We start from the raw sequence: 14,117 nt of genomic DNA, 5'->3' as shown, positions 1-14,117 counted from the left end.
CAAAACAGTGCGCTTACCGCACACAGGTGCCATTCCTCGCAACCTGCTGTTACAAAGTGGTGATAACCTGCAGCGTCGATCCCTGCGCCGAGGCTCTGTTTCGCCGATGTCAGACCCCGTTTTGCTGCTGCGTCATCACCGTCCCTTCCTGGCCTTCTGGCTGGCCCGGGTATTTACCGCCAGCGGCTTTCAGATGCTTACCGTGGCGATCGGCTGGCACCTCTACCAATTGACCGGCAATGTCCTCGACCTGGGCCTGGTGGGCCTGGTGGAATTCGCCCCGCGGGTGCTGTTCATGCTGCACACCGGACACGTCGCCGACCGCTATGACCGGCGCCGGGTCGCCGCCCTGTGCCAGAGTGCCCAGGCCATGATCGCCCTGGTGCTGGTGGTCGCCAGCAGCACCCACAGCGTCAGCCGCGAACTGATCTTCCTGCTGGCGTTCTTGCTCGGTAGCGCACGCTCCTTTGAAATGCCGGCGACCCAGGCGCTGCTGCCCAATGTGGTGCCCTCCGAGCTGTTTCCACGTGCCGTGGCTGCTTCTGCCTCGGCGATGCAGGCGGCGACCATCGTCGCGCCGGCGGTGGGCGGTTTTCTCTATGCCTTTGGCAGCGTCTGGGTGTACGGGCCGACGGTAGCGTTGTACCTGATTGCCTGCGTGTTGACCCTGGGCCTGGTGTCGCGCCAGCAACCAGGCAACCAGGGCCGCGCCAGCCTCGAATCGTTGATGGCCGGCATTCGCTTTATCCGCAGCCGCCCGGACATCCTCGGGGCGATCTCCCTGGACCTGTTCGCCGTGCTGCTGGGCGGCGCCACCGCGCTGTTGCCGGTGTTTGCCAAGGACATCCTGCTGACCGGCCCCTGGGGCCTGGGCCTGCTGCGCTCGGCGCCGGCGGTGGGCGCCCTGCTGATGTCGCTGTGGCTGGCGCGCTTTCCGGTGGAGCGCAAGGTCGGGCGGGTGATGTTTACCGCTGTCGGCGTGTTCGGGGTGGCGACCATTGCCTTTGGCCTGTCCACTTCGTTCTGGTTTTCCCTCGCCGTGCTGGCGGTGCTGGGCGCCGCCGACATGATCAGCATGGTAATACGCGGTGCCTTCGTGCAGCTGGAAACACCGGATGAAATGCGCGGCCGGGTCAGCGCGGTGAACGGGCTGTTCATCGGCGCCTCGAACCAGCTTGGCGAGTTCGAGTCAGGAGTGACTGCGCACTGGTTCGGCACGGTACCGGCGGTAGTGCTGGGCGGGGTCGGCACGCTGCTGGTGACCGGGGTGTGGATCAAGCTGTTTCCGACCCTGGCTGGGCGCGATCATATGCATAAGCAGTGAGGGCCTGTGGGAGCGGGCTTGCCCCGCGATAGTCACACCCGCAGCTCAGCCGCCACCCGCTTGCGCAGCACCCTGCCCTCCAGTTGCTCGACCAACACCAGGGCAAATTCCAGCGCCGCCGCCGACCCCTGGGCGGTGATGCAATTACCGTCCACCACCACCGGCTGATCGACAAAGCTGCACCCGGACAACCCCTGGCTGACAGCCGGGTCACAGGTCATGCGTCGCTGGCGCAACACACCACAGGCCTGCAGCGCCAACGGCGCTTCGCCGATCGCGGCAAAAAACTTGCCGGCCCTGGCCTGATCCTTGACCTGCTGCGCCAGTGGTTGGTGCGCGGCCATGTGCTGTGCGCCTTTTTCGCCCCCGGGCAAGACCATCAGGTCGAACGGCTGGGCCAGCAGGTCGACCAGCATGCCGTCGGCGGTCAAGCGCGTGCCGCGGGCACAGGTGAGCATCCGCCGGCCTTCGATACTGGCCACCACCACTTCGATCTCGGCGCGGCGCAGCACGTCGATCAGGGTCACGCTCTGCAGGTCATCCACGCCTTCGGCGACTACGATCAGGGCTCTGTGGGTCATCAACTGCTCTCCGCCGGGTATCCCACAAGCTTAGTCGCTCACAGCAACAGGGTCAGTTGACGCTCGTGGCCCTGGCGCGCGCGGTAGCCATCGCCGCTGTCGACCCAGCCGCTGGCCAGGTACAGCGCCAGGGCGGCGTGGTTGTCCCGGTCTACAGAAAGCTGCAGGCAGCGCACCTCGGGCCACGCCTCGCGCACCAGGCCCGGCAACGCCTGCATGAAAAATCGCCCCAGGCCCTGGCCCTGCAAGCGCTGATCGACTTGCAAGGCATTGATCGTCGCCGCATCGGCCCGGGCCCAGGGCGCCAGGAACACCCCGCGCTGAAGCAGCAAGAAGGCCCGCGGCAGGTTGTCCAGCAGCAGCGCCACGCCACGCCGGTCGGGGCTGTCGCCACTTTGCAGGGTGTACAAGGCGCTAGCCATATCGCCGGCAAAGCGCAGTTGCTCAGGCCGCACCTGGATGTCGAGCAGTTGCTCGCGCTGGGCCGGGTTAAGGTCGCGGTAGTCGGTCAGGTGCACAGCATGGTCAACTCGGGATGGGGGGAACGGCGCAGAACCTGCAGATATCTGCAGTGTATCGCGACATTAATTACCGCTGCCCGAGCATGCTGGTATGATGCGCGGCTTTTTTCCGACCCAGGGAAAAACCACAGTCTCCCGGTACAGTCTGTGCTTTGCTAACTGGGTCGATACATTCACGGCGCCGGGAGCGCCACGGGGAGCAGGCATGCTGGAAAGGCTGTTTCAACTAAAAGCACACGACACCAATGTCCGCACCGAGATTCTCGCGGGCGTGACCACCTTCCTGGCCATGGCCTACATCCTGTTCGTCAACCCGAGCATTCTCGGCGAGACCGGCATGGACAAGGGCGCGCTGTTCGTCGCCACCTGCCTGGCAGCGGCCATCGGCTCGACCACCATGGGCCTGATCGCCAACTACCCGATCGCTCTGGCACCGGGCATGGGCCTGAACGCCTTCTTCACCTACACCGTGGTCCTGCACATGGGCCACACCTGGCAGGTGGCCTTGGGCGCGGTGTTCATCTCGGCGGTGTGCTTCTTCCTGCTGTCGATCTTTCGCATCCGCGAATGGATCGTCAACAGCATCCCGTTGCCGCTGCGTTCGGCAATTGCCGCCGGTATTGGCCTGTTCCTGGCGCTGATCGCCCTGCATAACGCCGGCATCGTCGTCGATAACCAGGCCACCCTGGTGGGCCTCGGTGACCTCAAGAAACCGGCGCCGATCCTCGCCACCCTGGGCTTCTTCCTGATCGTTGCGCTGGAGGCCATGAAGGTCCGCGGCGCGGTGCTGATCGGCATCCTGGCGGTGACCGTGGCCTCGATCGCCCTGGGCGTGACTCCATTCAACGGCGTGGTGTCGATGCCGCCGTCGCTGGCGCCGACCTTCCTGCAGCTGGACATCAAGGGCGCGCTGGACGTCGGCCTGATCAGCGTGATTTTCGCCTTCCTGTTCGTCGACCTGTTCGACAACTCCGGCACCCTGATCGGCGTCGCCAAGCGCGCCGGCCTGATGCGCAAGGACGGCCACATGCCGAAAATGGGCCGGGCGCTGATCGCCGACAGCACCGCGGCGATGGCCGGTTCCCTGCTGGGCACCTCGACCACCACCAGCTACATCGAATCTGCAGCCGGCGTCAGCGCCGGTGGCCGCACCGGCCTGACCGCCATCGTGGTAGCCATTCTGTTCCTGCTGGCGCTGTTCTTCGCACCGCTGGCCGGCAGCGTGCCTGCCTTCGCCACGGCACCGGCGCTGTTGTTCGTCGCCGTGTTGATGGCTTCGGGCCTGGCTGAAATAAACTGGGACGACATTACCGAAGCCGCGCCGGTGGTGGTCACTGCCCTGGCCATGCCGCTGACCTACTCGATCGCCAACGGCATCGCCTTCGGTTTCATTGCCTGGACCGCGATCAAGCTGCTTTCCGGCCGCGCCCGTGACCTCAACGCGGCACTGGTGATCCTCTCGGTCCTGTTCGTTATCAAACTGGGCTGGTTCAACGCATGAGTGCTGTCTTCGACCCTTCGACCTACACCCAGCAGCTCGACGCCAAGGTCGCGCGCCTGCGCGAGCTGCTGGCGCCGTTCGCGGCGCCCGAGCCTGCGGTATTCGACTCGGCGCGCGAGCACTATCGCCTGCGCGCCGAGTTCCGCCTGTGGCGCGAAAACGAGCAGCGCTTCTACGCGATGTTCGCCCCGGGCGAGAAACACACGCCGATCCTGATCGAAGACTTCCCGATTGCCAGTCTGCAGATCAACGACCTGATGCCACGGCTCAAGGCCGCCTGGCAGGCCAGCTCGGCGTTGAGCTTCAAGCTGTTCCAGGTGGAGTTCCTCACCACCCTGGCAGGCGATGCAATGATCACCCTGTGCTATCACCGTCCGCTGGACGAGCACTGGGAGCGCGCCGCGCAGCAACTGGCCAGCGACCTGGGCGTGAGCATCATCGGCCGCTCCAAGGGCAAGCGCGTGGTGATCGGCCGCGATTACGCGGTCGAAGAGCTGCAGATTGCCGGGCGCACCTTCCGCTACCGCCAGCCTGAAGGCGCCTTCACCCAGCCCAACGGCGCGGTCAACCAGAAGATGCTCAACTGGGCCTATGAAGCCCTGGGCGAGCGCCAGGACGATCTGCTCGAGCTGTACTGCGGCAACGGCAACTTTACCCTGCCGCTGGCCACCCGGGTGCGCAAGGTACTGGCCACCGAGATCAGCAAGACCTCGGTCAATGCCGCCCTGCACAACCTCGACGACAACGCTGTGGATAACGTGCGCCTGGTGCGTCTGTCGGCTGAAGAGCTGACCGAAGCGCTGAACGAAGTGCGTCCGTTCCGCCGCCTCGAAGGCATTGACCTCAAGAGCTACCAGTTCGCCAGCGTGTTCGTCGACCCGCCGCGCGCCGGCATGGACCCGGATACCTGCGAGCTGACCCGGCGCTTCGACAACATCCTGTACATCTCCTGCAACCCGCAAACCCTGGCGGCCAACATCGCCCAGTTGCACGACACCCATCGCATCGAGCGCTGTGCGTTGTTTGACCAGTTCCCGTATACCCATCACATGGAGAGCGGGGTGTTGCTGGTTCGCCGTTGAAGCTATCGCGGGTCAAGCCCGCTCCTACAGGAGCGGGCCCTTCAGCCGAGCCCCGAACACATCAACAACGGCACCAGCTGATCCTCATCGGTCAACGCCCCATGGTGCCCGCGCCATTGGCTGGCGTGCTTTTCCACCTCGCTGCGAATAATCCCGCCCGCCCCGTTCGGAACCACGATCAGATCGCCAATCCGCGCCTCCGCCTGGCTTAGCAGCACATCGCCGAACAGCCCCTTGGCAATCGCCTGGGCCTTGCTCAACACGTGATAGCCCTCCCCCAGACGATTCTGCCAGCGCTCGTGCACGCGGTCCTGCTGGTGCGCGTGGGTGTACAGGTAGCGCGCGCGAATATCCCCGGCCATCGCCCGCACGCCCTCCTGCAGCGCCGGGTCCAGATCAAAGTCGCGCACCTGTTCACTGTCCAGCGCCAGCATGCCGTGGTCGGCAATCACCATCAGCCGCGCCTGCTCAGTCAAGGATTGGGCGATGGCCCGGGCCAGCTGGTCGGCAATCTGCAGTTGCTTAAGCCAGCCCTCGGAGCCTGGGCCGAACAGGTGCCCGGCAAAATCCAGGTCGCCGAAATAGGCGAAGCAGAACGCCGGCCCCGGCACGGCCAGGGCGGCATTGACCAACTGCGGATAAGCGTCATAGGCCGGCGCAGGGAGGATCTTGCCGGCCCGGTAAATCGCCCGAGTGAAGTCGGAACTGGCATAGCGCCCGAGCATCACCGTGCTGATGGCGATGCCCTGGGCCGCCGCCTGGCTCCAGGCATCGGCGGGCACGATAAAAGTCTCCGGCGGCGGCGCGCCACTGGCCTGCGCCTCGACCTGCAAGGGCGAGGTGGTCCAGGTCAGTGGCGACAGTTCAGTGTGCTCATCCAGGGCAAAGCCGCAGCCGACGATACCGTGGGCGCCGCTGCCCAGCCCGCAAGCCACAGAGGCCAGGCTGGTCGCCGTGGTGGCTGGAAAGCCTACCTTGAAGTGGCTGTCCGGCTGCATCAGCGAGGCAAGAAACGGCGCATGCCGGGCGTGGGCCTGCAGCAGGTTCCAGCCCAGGCCGTCGATCAGCAGCAGGCAGGTGCTGCGCGAATGGTCGAGGCGAAAGGCATTGCGAAAACCGTGGCCACCCAGGGCCGCGAAAATCGACTGGGTGAGGTTGGCCAGGCCCGGCCAGGTTTCACCCAGCGACTGCAGGTCGTTGATCGGCGTTGCCATGTTGCCCTCCGTGGTCAGGTGCAAAGCAACAGGTGTAGCACAGGCTGTGCGATCAGCGCACAGAAAACACCCCTGCGGCCTTGCGCCCGATTGACCAAATTAACCATTCGGTACATTTTTAAGCGAAGGCACTCCCGCTTCATCACCAAGAATAACAACGGAGTTTTCAACATGGCTTTGGCCTCTTCTTCCGGCATTCTTGCCGGCCTTATCGGCGCGGGCATCCAGGCTTCGCGCACCCCGGCGCTGCACGAGCACGAAGGCGCCGCGCAAGGCCTGAACTACCTGTACCGGCTGATCGACCTGGACCAGCTCAAGCTCGACAGCAGCGCCCTCGAAGAGCTGCTGACCGCGGCCGAGCACATGGGCTTCACCGGCCTGAACATCACCTTCCCGTGCAAGCAGGCGATCCTGCCGCTGCTCAACGAACTGTCACCGCAAGCGCGCGGTATCGGCGCGGTGAACACCGTGGTATTCAAGGACGGCAAGCGCATCGGCCACAACACCGACTGCCTGGGTTTTGCCGAGGGCTTTCGCCGTGGCCTGAGCGACGCGCCGCGCCGCCAGGTGGTGCAGATGGGCGCCGGTGGCGCCGGCGCTGCGGTAGCTCATGCGCTGCTGGAAGAAGCGGTCGGGCAACTGAGCGTGTTCGATGTCGAACCGGCCCGTGCCCAGGCCCTTGTGGACAACCTCAACCAGCACTTTGCCGGCAGCCGCGCCAGGGTCGGTCATGACCTGCAAAGCGCCATGGCCAGCGCCGACGGCCTGGTCAACACCACGCCCATGGGCATGGCCAAGCTGCCGGGCATGCCGGTGCCCAAGGCGCTGCTACGGGCGGATCTGTGGGTGGCGGAGATTGTTTACTTTCCGCTGCAAACCGAACTGCTGCGCCAAGCCCGGGCCCTGGGCTGCCGCACCCTGAGCGGGGCGAACATGGCGGTGTTCCAGGCGGTGAAGGCGTTTGAACTGTTCAGCGGGGTGAAGCCTGATGCGGCGCGGATGATCGAGCACTTCAACAGTCTGGGTGACTGAAAAGCATCGCGGGGCAAGCCCGCTCCTACGGTAGGAACGGGCTTGCCCCGCGAAAATACTCAGGCCTGCAAAAATCTAAGCACCGACTCGCAAATCATCTGCCGATGCCGGTCCTTGACCGCCTTGTCCTCGAAGTCCACCTGGAAGATCTCGCCAAAGGTGTGCCGGTTCGACACCCGGTAGAAGCAGAACGAGCTGATCAGCAGGTGCACATCCAGCGCCTCCAGCCCCTGGCGGAATACCCCCTCGCCCGCGCCGCGCTTGAGCACTTCATCCAGCGCCGTGAGTACGGTCTTGTTCATCGAGCGAATCGCCGCCGAGCGCTTCACGTACTCGCCGTGGTGCATGTTCTCGTTGCAGACGATGCGCACGAAATCGACGTTGCGATCATGGTGATCGAAGGTGAATTCCACCAGCCGGCGGATGCCCAGGCGCGGCTCGAGTTCGGCCAGGTGCAGGTTGCTTTCAGTGCTGCGAATATCGCCGTAGAGCTTCTCCAGCACCTCGACGTACAACTGCTCCTTGCTGTTGAAGTAGTAGTAGATCATGCGCTTGGAGGTTTGCGTGCGCTCGGCGATCGCATCGACCCGGGCGCCGGCCAGCCCCTGCTGGACGAACTCGCTGATCGCCGCCTGGAGAATGTTCTCGCGGGTCTTTTCCGGATTGTTCTTGCGGCCCTTGCGCGGCGCTTGTTCGGGGGCTGCGCAGAGTGCTGGGGTAGTCGTCATACGGGACTCATGGCCATCGGTTAACCCGGCAATTATGAGCCCCGGGTGCTGAGTAAGGAAGCCTCGGTGCCTGCGCCCTACAACTTGGCCTGGGCCGGCGCGCCGGCGCGGGCCTTGGCCATGGCGGCCAGGCGCACGGCGACGTTGGCCGCGCCATAGCCGCTGTAACCGTTACGCCGCTGCAGCACCTCGAAGAAGAAGCGCTCCTCAAACGGCTCGGTGTACACATGAAACAGCTCACCGCCCTGGGCATCGCGGTCGTAGAGCACGTTGTAGTAAGCCAGTTCGCTGAGGAACTCGTCGTCGAAATCAAAGCGTGCGGCAAGGTCGTCGTAGTAGTTGAGCGGAATGTCGAGCAAAGCCACCCCCGACTCCTTGGCCTGTTTGACCGCAGTAAAAATGTCCTCGCAGTCAAAGGCAATGTGGTGCACGCCAGAACCGCGGTAATGCGACAAAGCATGGGCAATCGCCGTATTACGGTTTTCCGAAATATTCAGCGGCAGGCGGATCGAGCTGCAACGGCTGCGCAAGGCGCGACTCTTGACCAGACCATAAGGGTCGGGCAACACCACTTCGTCGTCGGCAGTAAAGTCCAGCACGCTCTTGTAGAACAGCGCCCAGCTGTCCAGGCCGTCGGCCGGCAAGGCCAGGGCCATATGGTCGATGCGGGTCAGGCCCAGGCTGCTGCCCGCTTGTGGCTGCAGGCTGAAGTCGGTGTCATAGATAGTCCGGCCCTGGGCATCCTGGTCGACCAGGTAGATCAAGCTGCCGTCCGGCGCACGCACCGCCGCCAGCTCGCGCTCGTTGGGGCCGACCAGGCCGCGATAGGGCTGGCCATGGTAGGCCACGGCACGGGCCAGGGCCTGGGCGCTGTCCTTGACCCGGATCGCCGTGGCGCACAGCGACGGGCCATGACTCTCAAAGAAGTTATGGGCGAAGGAATAAGGCTCGGCGTTGAGGATCAGGTTGATGTCGCCCTGGCGCAGCAGGCTGACATTCTTCGAACGGTGCACGCCGGCGCGGGTAAAGCCCAGGCGCTCCAGCCAGTTGCCGAGCTTGGCCCCCAGGGCGTCGTCGACGGCGAACTCGAGAAACTCGACGCCATCGTAGGCGCTGGCACGTGGTGGGGCGAACAGCAGGTCGTCGCTGGCCGGCGCTACGCGGTCTTGCTCAAGGCGCTGGCGGGTCTTTTCTTCCAGGTACAGCAGCGAGCGCAGGCCATCGGCGGCATTGGCCCGAGGCGGTGCGGCGCGAAAGCCATCGTTGAAGATCTCCAGCGACAGCGGGCCGCTGTAACCGCTGGCCAGGATCGGCGCGAGAAAACCCGCCAGGTCAAACTCGCCCTGCCCCGGAAAGCAGCGAAAATGCCGGCTCCACTCCAGCACGTCCATGGCCAGGAGCGGCGCGTCGGCCATCTGCACGAAAAAAATCTTGTCCCCTGGCACTTGTGCGATAGCCCGCGGGTCGCCCTTGAGCGACAAGGTGTGGAAGCTGTCGAGGATCATCCCCAGGCTTGCGTGGTCAGCCGTTTTGACGATGTCCCAGACCTGCTCCCAGGTGTTCACGTGGCGGCCCCAGGCCAGGGCTTCGTAGCCGATGCGCAGGCCACGGGCCCCAGCGCGCTCGGCCAGCAGGCGCAGGTCGTCGATCAGCACCTGGCGCTCACCCAGGGAATCGGCGGCGACATTGCTGCACACCAGCACCAGATCGGTGCCCAGTTCCTGCATCAAATCGAATTTGCGTTCCGCGCGTTCCAGGTTGCGCGCCAGGCGATCGCGGCGGCAGCCCTCGAAATCGCGAAACGGCTGGAATAGGGTAATCGCCAGGCCCAGATCGGCGCAGCGCTGGCGAATTTCGCGCGGGCTGCCGGCGTAGTACAGCAGGTCGTTCTCGAAGATCTCGACCCCATCGAAGCCCGCGGCGGCGATGGCTTCGAGTTTTTCTGGCAAAGTACCGCTCAAGGATACGGTGGCGATCGAACGCTGCATTATTCTGGCTCCGATGGGCAGGCAAAAACCGGTGGAGGAATTATTGGTGTTGAGCAAATTTTGCTCAATGCAAAAGGTACGAACTAGTTAGTTTTGTGTTCGATTATCGCCCAATATAGCGTTCAGTCAATTGACCCTTTTTTGACCACAGGCGCACCATTTCGACACCAAGGCTTGACCCATAAACATAAAAATACGGGTAACCCGCGATGATCCACTCTCAATCCACCCGCATGGCCCAGCCCCTGGGTACTACTGCGCACGCCGGCATCGGCGACAAGCTGCGTGGCGCCATGGCCGTCGGCAAGACCCGCTGGGTCATGCTCGCGCTGGTGTTCTTCGCCACCACCTTGAACTACATCGACCGCGCCGCCCTCGGGGTGATGCAGCCGATTCTGGCCAAGGAGATGAGCTGGACGGCGATGGACTACGCCAACATCAACTTCTGGTTCCAGGTCGGTTACGCCATCGGCTTCGTGCTGCAAGGCCGGCTGATCGACCGGGTCGGCGTCAAGCGCGTGTTCTTCTGCGCCGTGCTGCTCTGGAGCCTGGCTACCGGCGCCCATGGCCTGGCCACCTCGGCGGTGGGCTTCATGGTCTGCCGGTTCATTCTCGGCCTGACCGAAGCGGCCAACTACCCCGCCTGCGTCAAGACCACCCGCTTATGGTTCCCGGCCGGTGAACGCGCCGTGGCCACCGGTATCTTCAACGCCGGCACCAACGTCGGCGCCATGTTCACGCCGATGCTGTTGCCGTTGATCCTCACCGTCTGGGGCTGGCAAGCGGCGTTCATCGGCATGGGCGCCCTGGGCCTGGTCTGGGTAGTGTTCTGGGGCCTGAAATACTTCAACCCGGAAGATCACCCGAGCGTCAGCAAAGAAGAACTGGCCTACGTGCAAAGCGAAGTGGAACCGGAACAAGCCCGCGTGCCGTTCTCACGAATCCTGCGCATGCGCGGCACCTGGGCCTTCGCCCTGGCCTACTCGATGACCGCGCCGGTGTTCTGGTTCTACCTGTACTGGCTGCCGCCGTTCCTCAACCAGCAATACAGCCTGGGCATCAGCGTCACGCAGATGGGCATCCCGCTGATCGTCATCTACCTGAGCGCGGATTTCGGCAGTGTCGGCGGTGGCATTCTTTCGTCGTTCCTGATCGGCCGCGGCATGGCCCCGGTCAAGGCGCGGCTGCTGTCGATGCTGCTGTTCGCCACCACCATCATCGGCGTAATCTTCGCCGCCGGCGCCAGCAGCCTGTGGGTCGCGGTGCTGGCGATTTCCCTGGCCATCGCCGCGCACCAGGCCTGGACTGCCAACATCTGGAGCCTGGTCATGGACTACACGCCCAAGCACATGATGAGCACGGTGTTCGGTTTCGGCGGCATGTGCGCGGCCATCGGCGGCATGTTCATGACCCAGCTGGTCGGCTACATCCTGACCACCACCCACAACAATTACACCCTGCTGTTCACCATGATCCCGGCCATGTACTTCATCGCCCTGACCTGGATGTACTTCATGGCCCCGCGCAAGGTGCCGAAGGTCGAGGCCTAACGCCGCCGTTGCAACCAGGCGGCGCCCAGGCCGCTGAGGCAGATCAAGGCAATCCCCACCAGCCCGGCCATGTCCGGGCTGTGTCCGAACAACACCAGGCCGAGAACACCGGCGAACACGATCTGACAGTAACTGAACGGCGCGAGCATGGCCGGTGGCGCATGCCGGAACGCCTGGGTCAGGAACAGGTGCGCGGTCATCCCGCAGGTGCCCAGGGCCACGGCCATCAGGCCATGGATGAAGCTTGGGGTCTGCCAGAACATCGGTACCACGGCGCTCATCACCAAGGTGTTGAGCAGGCCGGTGAAGAAGTTGCTGGTGGTCGGGCTGTCGGTGCCGCTGAGCTTGCGCGTCAGCAACTGGTAGAAGCAGAAGCACAAGGCCGAGCCAAATGGCAGCAACACTGCCGGGGTAAACAAGGCCCCGCCCGGGTGGATGATCACCGTCACCCCGACAAAACTCACCAGCACCGCCACCCATTGCCTGCGTGTGACCTTCTCGCCCAGCAGCGGCAGCGACAGCGCCGTGACCAGCAACGGCGCGAGGAAGTTGACCGCCGTCGCCTCGGCCAGCGGTATGTACTGCAGGGCGGTGGTGAACAACAGGCTGGTGCCCAGCAGGCACAGCGCGCGCAAGGTCTGCAGCCCCGGTCGCCGGGTGCGCAACACGCGCAGGCCCGACTGCGGCAGGAAGATCACCATCATCAGCAGGGTGTGCACCAGGTAACGCGCCCACACCACCCAGAGAATCGGATAGAACCCCGCCAGGTACTTCGACAAGGCGTCGTGGCTGGCGAACAGAAAGGTCGCCAGCACCACCAGGGCAATGCCCTTGAGCGGTTGGCTGACAGCGTCGAGCGCAGTAGGACGGGGCATCGATAAAAGCTCGCAGGTTCAGAGTTGACGGAGCAACTGACAGGTCTTGTCCAGGGCCATCTGTGCCCGCTGCAAGGCGCTCAGGCCCTGGTCGCGAACGGGAATTTCCAGGCTCAGCGCAATGTTCTGCGGCAGGCTACGCAACAAGCCGGGCAAATCGCAATTGCCATCGCCGGGAAACCGCCGCTCGTTGCGCGCCTGACGCAAGATCTCGGCCATATCGTGCGGACGCGGCCCGGCCACGTCGCACAACTGTGCATAGCGTAGCCGCGAGGCCGGCACCTGGCGCAACTCATCCAGCGACGAGCCGGAGCGGTCAAAGTGAAAGGCATCGACCAGCACCCCGCCATTGTCGCGCCCGGCCTGCTCGACGATGCGCCAGGCCTGGGTGAGGTTCTTGGCGTCGGTCCAGGGCATGAACTCCAGGTGCGGATGCAGGCCATAATCTGCGGCCAGGTCGCAGAGGGCCGCAAAATTGTCGCTCTGGCGTTGCTCGTCAGGATCGTTGCCGGCCACCAGCAACTCGCTGGCGCCGAACTCGGCGCCGACCGCCAGCAGGGCTTCGAAGTCGGCCACGCAGGTCTCGGGCTTGAGCCGCAAAATCTCCACATCCAGCACCTGGATGCCAGTATCGCGCAGGCGCGCGGCGGTCTGCCGGCGCAGGCCGGCGTCGGCCACCAGCGGGAAGTGATGCTCCTCGGCCGTGGCCGGTTCCAGGCGCAGGCCGACATGGCTGTAGCCTGCGCGGGCAGCAACCTCGACCATGTCGACAGGCGACAGCTCGAGTACCGTCAGGGCGGCAAGGGACATCACGCGTTGGCTCATTGTTGTTTTCTCGGCGAATTGAATTTGGAAATATTTAGAACTTAGTTCCAATTTCAATGCAAGCGAAAAAACGGATCGCGAGTGCAGGAGCGGGCTTGACCCGTGATGCTTCTAGACAAACAACTCAGAAGCAGGACTTGCCGCCGACAACTCCGCCACCGCCGCCAGCAACACCGGCGCCAGCTCGTGCATGCGTGCCTCGCTCATCCGCGCACTGGGCCCGGCAACGCTGAGCACGCCAACCGCATGGCCATCCAGCGGGTGCCGCACCACCGCCGCCAGCGCCGACATCCCCACTGCCGAACTCTCCACCACCCAGGCATAGCCATGCTCGCGGGCAACGCGCAGGCGTTCGAGCAGCTCGGCATTGGACTTCGGCGCGTTGGGGCCGAACTGCGCCGGGTCGGCGATGCCCTGGCGCTCCACCAGCAACAAGGCCTGGGCATCGCTCAGGCTCGACAGCCACGCATGCCCGGAGGCGGTGTAGAACAACGGCGCATCACGGCCCATATCCGGGTCGTAGCGCAAGCCGGAGCGGGCGCCCTGGGCCTTGGCGATCCAGGTCTGGCGTTCGCCGTCGATCACCCCCAGGCGCACCAGCTCGCCGGTCTGCTGGGCCAGTTGATCAAGAATCGGCTGGACGATATCGGCGCCACTGCTGGCCAGATAGCGAAAACCCATGGCCACCAGGCGAGTGCTCAGGTGATAGCGGCTGCTCTCGGCGTTCTGGCGCACATAGCCCAGGCGCATCAGCTCGGCGAGCATGCGATGGGTGGCGCTCTTGGGGATGTCCAGCTCTTCGGCCAGGGTCTGCAGGGGCAGCCCGCGCGGGTCGCTGGTGAGGCGTTCGAGAAGGCTGAACGCACGTTCGATCTGACTGCCGGCCATGGTCATGG

At 64.3% G+C, this 14,117-nt stretch carries 13 protein-coding genes; 5 read left to right on the top strand and 8 right to left on the bottom strand.

Annotated elements, in window-relative coordinates:
• The first annotated feature begins 106 nt into the window (after positions 1–106).
• Positions 107–1,324: an MFS transporter gene (locus LOY54_RS03415; RefSeq protein ID WP_045195887.1), complete on the top strand. Its 1,218-nt coding sequence runs from the start codon at positions 107–109 to the stop codon at positions 1,322–1,324.
• Between the two features lie 32 nt (positions 1,325–1,356).
• Here the strand turns inward: LOY54_RS03415 and LOY54_RS03410 are convergent, their stop codons facing one another.
• Positions 1,357–1,905, bottom strand: a complete 549-nt coding sequence (locus LOY54_RS03410) for a DJ-1 family glyoxalase III (protein WP_258609272.1) — start codon at positions 1,903–1,905, stop codon at positions 1,357–1,359.
• 38 nt (positions 1,906–1,943) lie between these two features.
• Positions 1,944–2,423, bottom strand: coding sequence for an N-acetyltransferase (locus LOY54_RS03405; protein WP_258596351.1), 480 nt, complete (start codon positions 2,421–2,423; stop codon positions 1,944–1,946).
• Positions 2,424–2,631: 208 nt separating this feature from the next.
• Here LOY54_RS03405 and LOY54_RS03400 point away from each other — a divergent pair, with 208 nt between their 5' ends.
• Entirely contained in the window at positions 2,632–3,927 is a 1,296-nt protein-coding gene (locus LOY54_RS03400) for an NCS2 family permease (protein ID WP_045195880.1), read from the top strand.
• Complete coding sequence (gene trmA / locus LOY54_RS03395) at positions 3,924–5,009, top strand: tRNA (uridine(54)-C5)-methyltransferase TrmA (protein ID WP_258609270.1); 1,086 nt, start codon at positions 3,924–3,926, stop codon at positions 5,007–5,009. Before LOY54_RS03400 ends, trmA begins: the two co-directional genes overlap by 4 nt.
• Before the next feature lie 41 nt (positions 5,010–5,050).
• On the opposite strand, the gene LOY54_RS03390 is transcribed toward trmA, so the two are convergent.
• A complete protein-coding gene (locus LOY54_RS03390) occupies positions 5,051–6,223 on the bottom strand; it encodes an alkaline phosphatase family protein (RefSeq protein ID WP_258609268.1) in 1,173 nt (390 codons plus the stop codon).
• 171 nt (positions 6,224–6,394) lie between these two features.
• Here LOY54_RS03390 and LOY54_RS03385 point away from each other — a divergent pair, with 171 nt between their 5' ends.
• Positions 6,395–7,255 carry a shikimate dehydrogenase gene (locus LOY54_RS03385; RefSeq protein ID WP_408980554.1) on the top strand — a complete coding sequence of 287 codons (861 nt, stop codon included), beginning with the start codon at positions 6,395–6,397 and terminating at the stop codon, positions 7,253–7,255.
• A 59-nt stretch (positions 7,256–7,314) separates the two neighbouring features.
• Here LOY54_RS03385 and LOY54_RS03380 read toward each other — a convergent pair whose 3' ends face one another.
• Positions 7,315–7,983 (bottom strand): TetR/AcrR family transcriptional regulator, encoded by a 669-nt coding sequence (locus tag LOY54_RS03380; protein WP_045195875.1) that lies wholly within the window; start codon positions 7,981–7,983, stop codon positions 7,315–7,317.
• Positions 7,984–8,060: 77 nt separating this feature from the next.
• Positions 8,061–9,971, bottom strand: a complete 1,911-nt coding sequence (quiC, locus tag LOY54_RS03375; protein WP_093387831.1) for a 3-dehydroshikimate dehydratase QuiC — start codon at positions 9,969–9,971, stop codon at positions 8,061–8,063.
• Positions 9,972–10,180: 209 nt separating this feature from the next.
• Here quiC and LOY54_RS03370 point away from each other — a divergent pair, with 209 nt between their 5' ends.
• The gene (locus LOY54_RS03370) at positions 10,181–11,521 is read left to right on the top strand and encodes an MFS transporter (protein ID WP_408980553.1); all 1,341 of its coding nucleotides are present in this window, start codon (positions 10,181–10,183) and stop codon (positions 11,519–11,521) included.
• Here the strand turns inward: LOY54_RS03370 and LOY54_RS03365 are convergent.
• The 3 genes from LOY54_RS03365 to LOY54_RS03355 all read right to left on the bottom strand — a co-directional run bounded on the left by LOY54_RS03365 (position 11,518) and on the right by LOY54_RS03355 (position 14,109).
• Positions 11,518–12,396, bottom strand: coding sequence for a DMT family transporter (locus tag LOY54_RS03365; protein ID WP_258609266.1), 879 nt, complete (start codon positions 12,394–12,396; stop codon positions 11,518–11,520). The genes LOY54_RS03370 and LOY54_RS03365 overlap by 4 nt on opposite strands.
• An 18-nt stretch (positions 12,397–12,414) precedes the next feature.
• Positions 12,415–13,221 (bottom strand): sugar phosphate isomerase/epimerase, encoded by an 807-nt coding sequence (locus tag LOY54_RS03360; RefSeq protein ID WP_195885636.1) that lies wholly within the window; start codon positions 13,219–13,221, stop codon positions 12,415–12,417.
• A 111-nt stretch (positions 13,222–13,332) separates the two neighbouring features.
• Complete coding sequence (locus tag LOY54_RS03355) at positions 13,333–14,109, bottom strand: IclR family transcriptional regulator (RefSeq protein WP_045195862.1); 777 nt, start codon at positions 14,107–14,109, stop codon at positions 13,333–13,335.
• Between the last annotated feature and the right edge of the window lie 8 nt (positions 14,110–14,117).

Source organism: Pseudomonas sp. B21-032, assembly GCF_024748965.1.
GTDB lineage: Bacteria > Pseudomonadota > Gammaproteobacteria > Pseudomonadales > Pseudomonadaceae > Aquipseudomonas.
This window is presented reverse-complemented; position numbering and strand designations above follow the sequence as displayed.

What these genes read in the sequence shown, in the direction of transcription:
- LOY54_RS03390 (WP_258609268.1), bottom strand. Translation starts at nt 6,223, where the DNA reads ATGGCAACGCCGATCAACGACCTGCAGTCGCTGGGTGAAACCTGGCCG.
- LOY54_RS03400 (WP_045195880.1), top strand. Translation starts at nt 2,632, where the DNA reads ATGCTGGAAAGGCTGTTTCAACTAAAAGCACACGACACCAATGTCCGC.
- trmA (WP_258609270.1), top strand. Translation starts at nt 3,924, where the DNA reads ATGAGTGCTGTCTTCGACCCTTCGACCTACACCCAGCAGCTCGACGCC.
- LOY54_RS03370 (WP_408980553.1), top strand. Translation starts at nt 10,181, where the DNA reads ATGATCCACTCTCAATCCACCCGCATGGCCCAGCCCCTGGGTACTACT.
- LOY54_RS03415 (WP_045195887.1), top strand. Translation starts at nt 107, where the DNA reads ATGTCAGACCCCGTTTTGCTGCTGCGTCATCACCGTCCCTTCCTGGCC.
- quiC (WP_093387831.1), bottom strand. Translation starts at nt 9,971, where the DNA reads ATGCAGCGTTCGATCGCCACCGTATCCTTGAGCGGTACTTTGCCAGAA.
- LOY54_RS03360 (WP_195885636.1), bottom strand. Translation starts at nt 13,221, where the DNA reads ATGAGCCAACGCGTGATGTCCCTTGCCGCCCTGACGGTACTCGAGCTG.
- LOY54_RS03355 (WP_045195862.1), bottom strand. Translation starts at nt 14,109, where the DNA reads ATGGCCGGCAGTCAGATCGAACGTGCGTTCAGCCTTCTCGAACGCCTC.
- LOY54_RS03410 (WP_258609272.1), bottom strand. Translation starts at nt 1,905, where the DNA reads ATGACCCACAGAGCCCTGATCGTAGTCGCCGAAGGCGTGGATGACCTG.
- LOY54_RS03385 (WP_408980554.1), top strand. Translation starts at nt 6,395, where the DNA reads ATGGCTTTGGCCTCTTCTTCCGGCATTCTTGCCGGCCTTATCGGCGCG.
- LOY54_RS03380 (WP_045195875.1), bottom strand. Translation starts at nt 7,983, where the DNA reads ATGACGACTACCCCAGCACTCTGCGCAGCCCCCGAACAAGCGCCGCGC.
- LOY54_RS03365 (WP_258609266.1), bottom strand. Translation starts at nt 12,396, where the DNA reads ATGCCCCGTCCTACTGCGCTCGACGCTGTCAGCCAACCGCTCAAGGGC.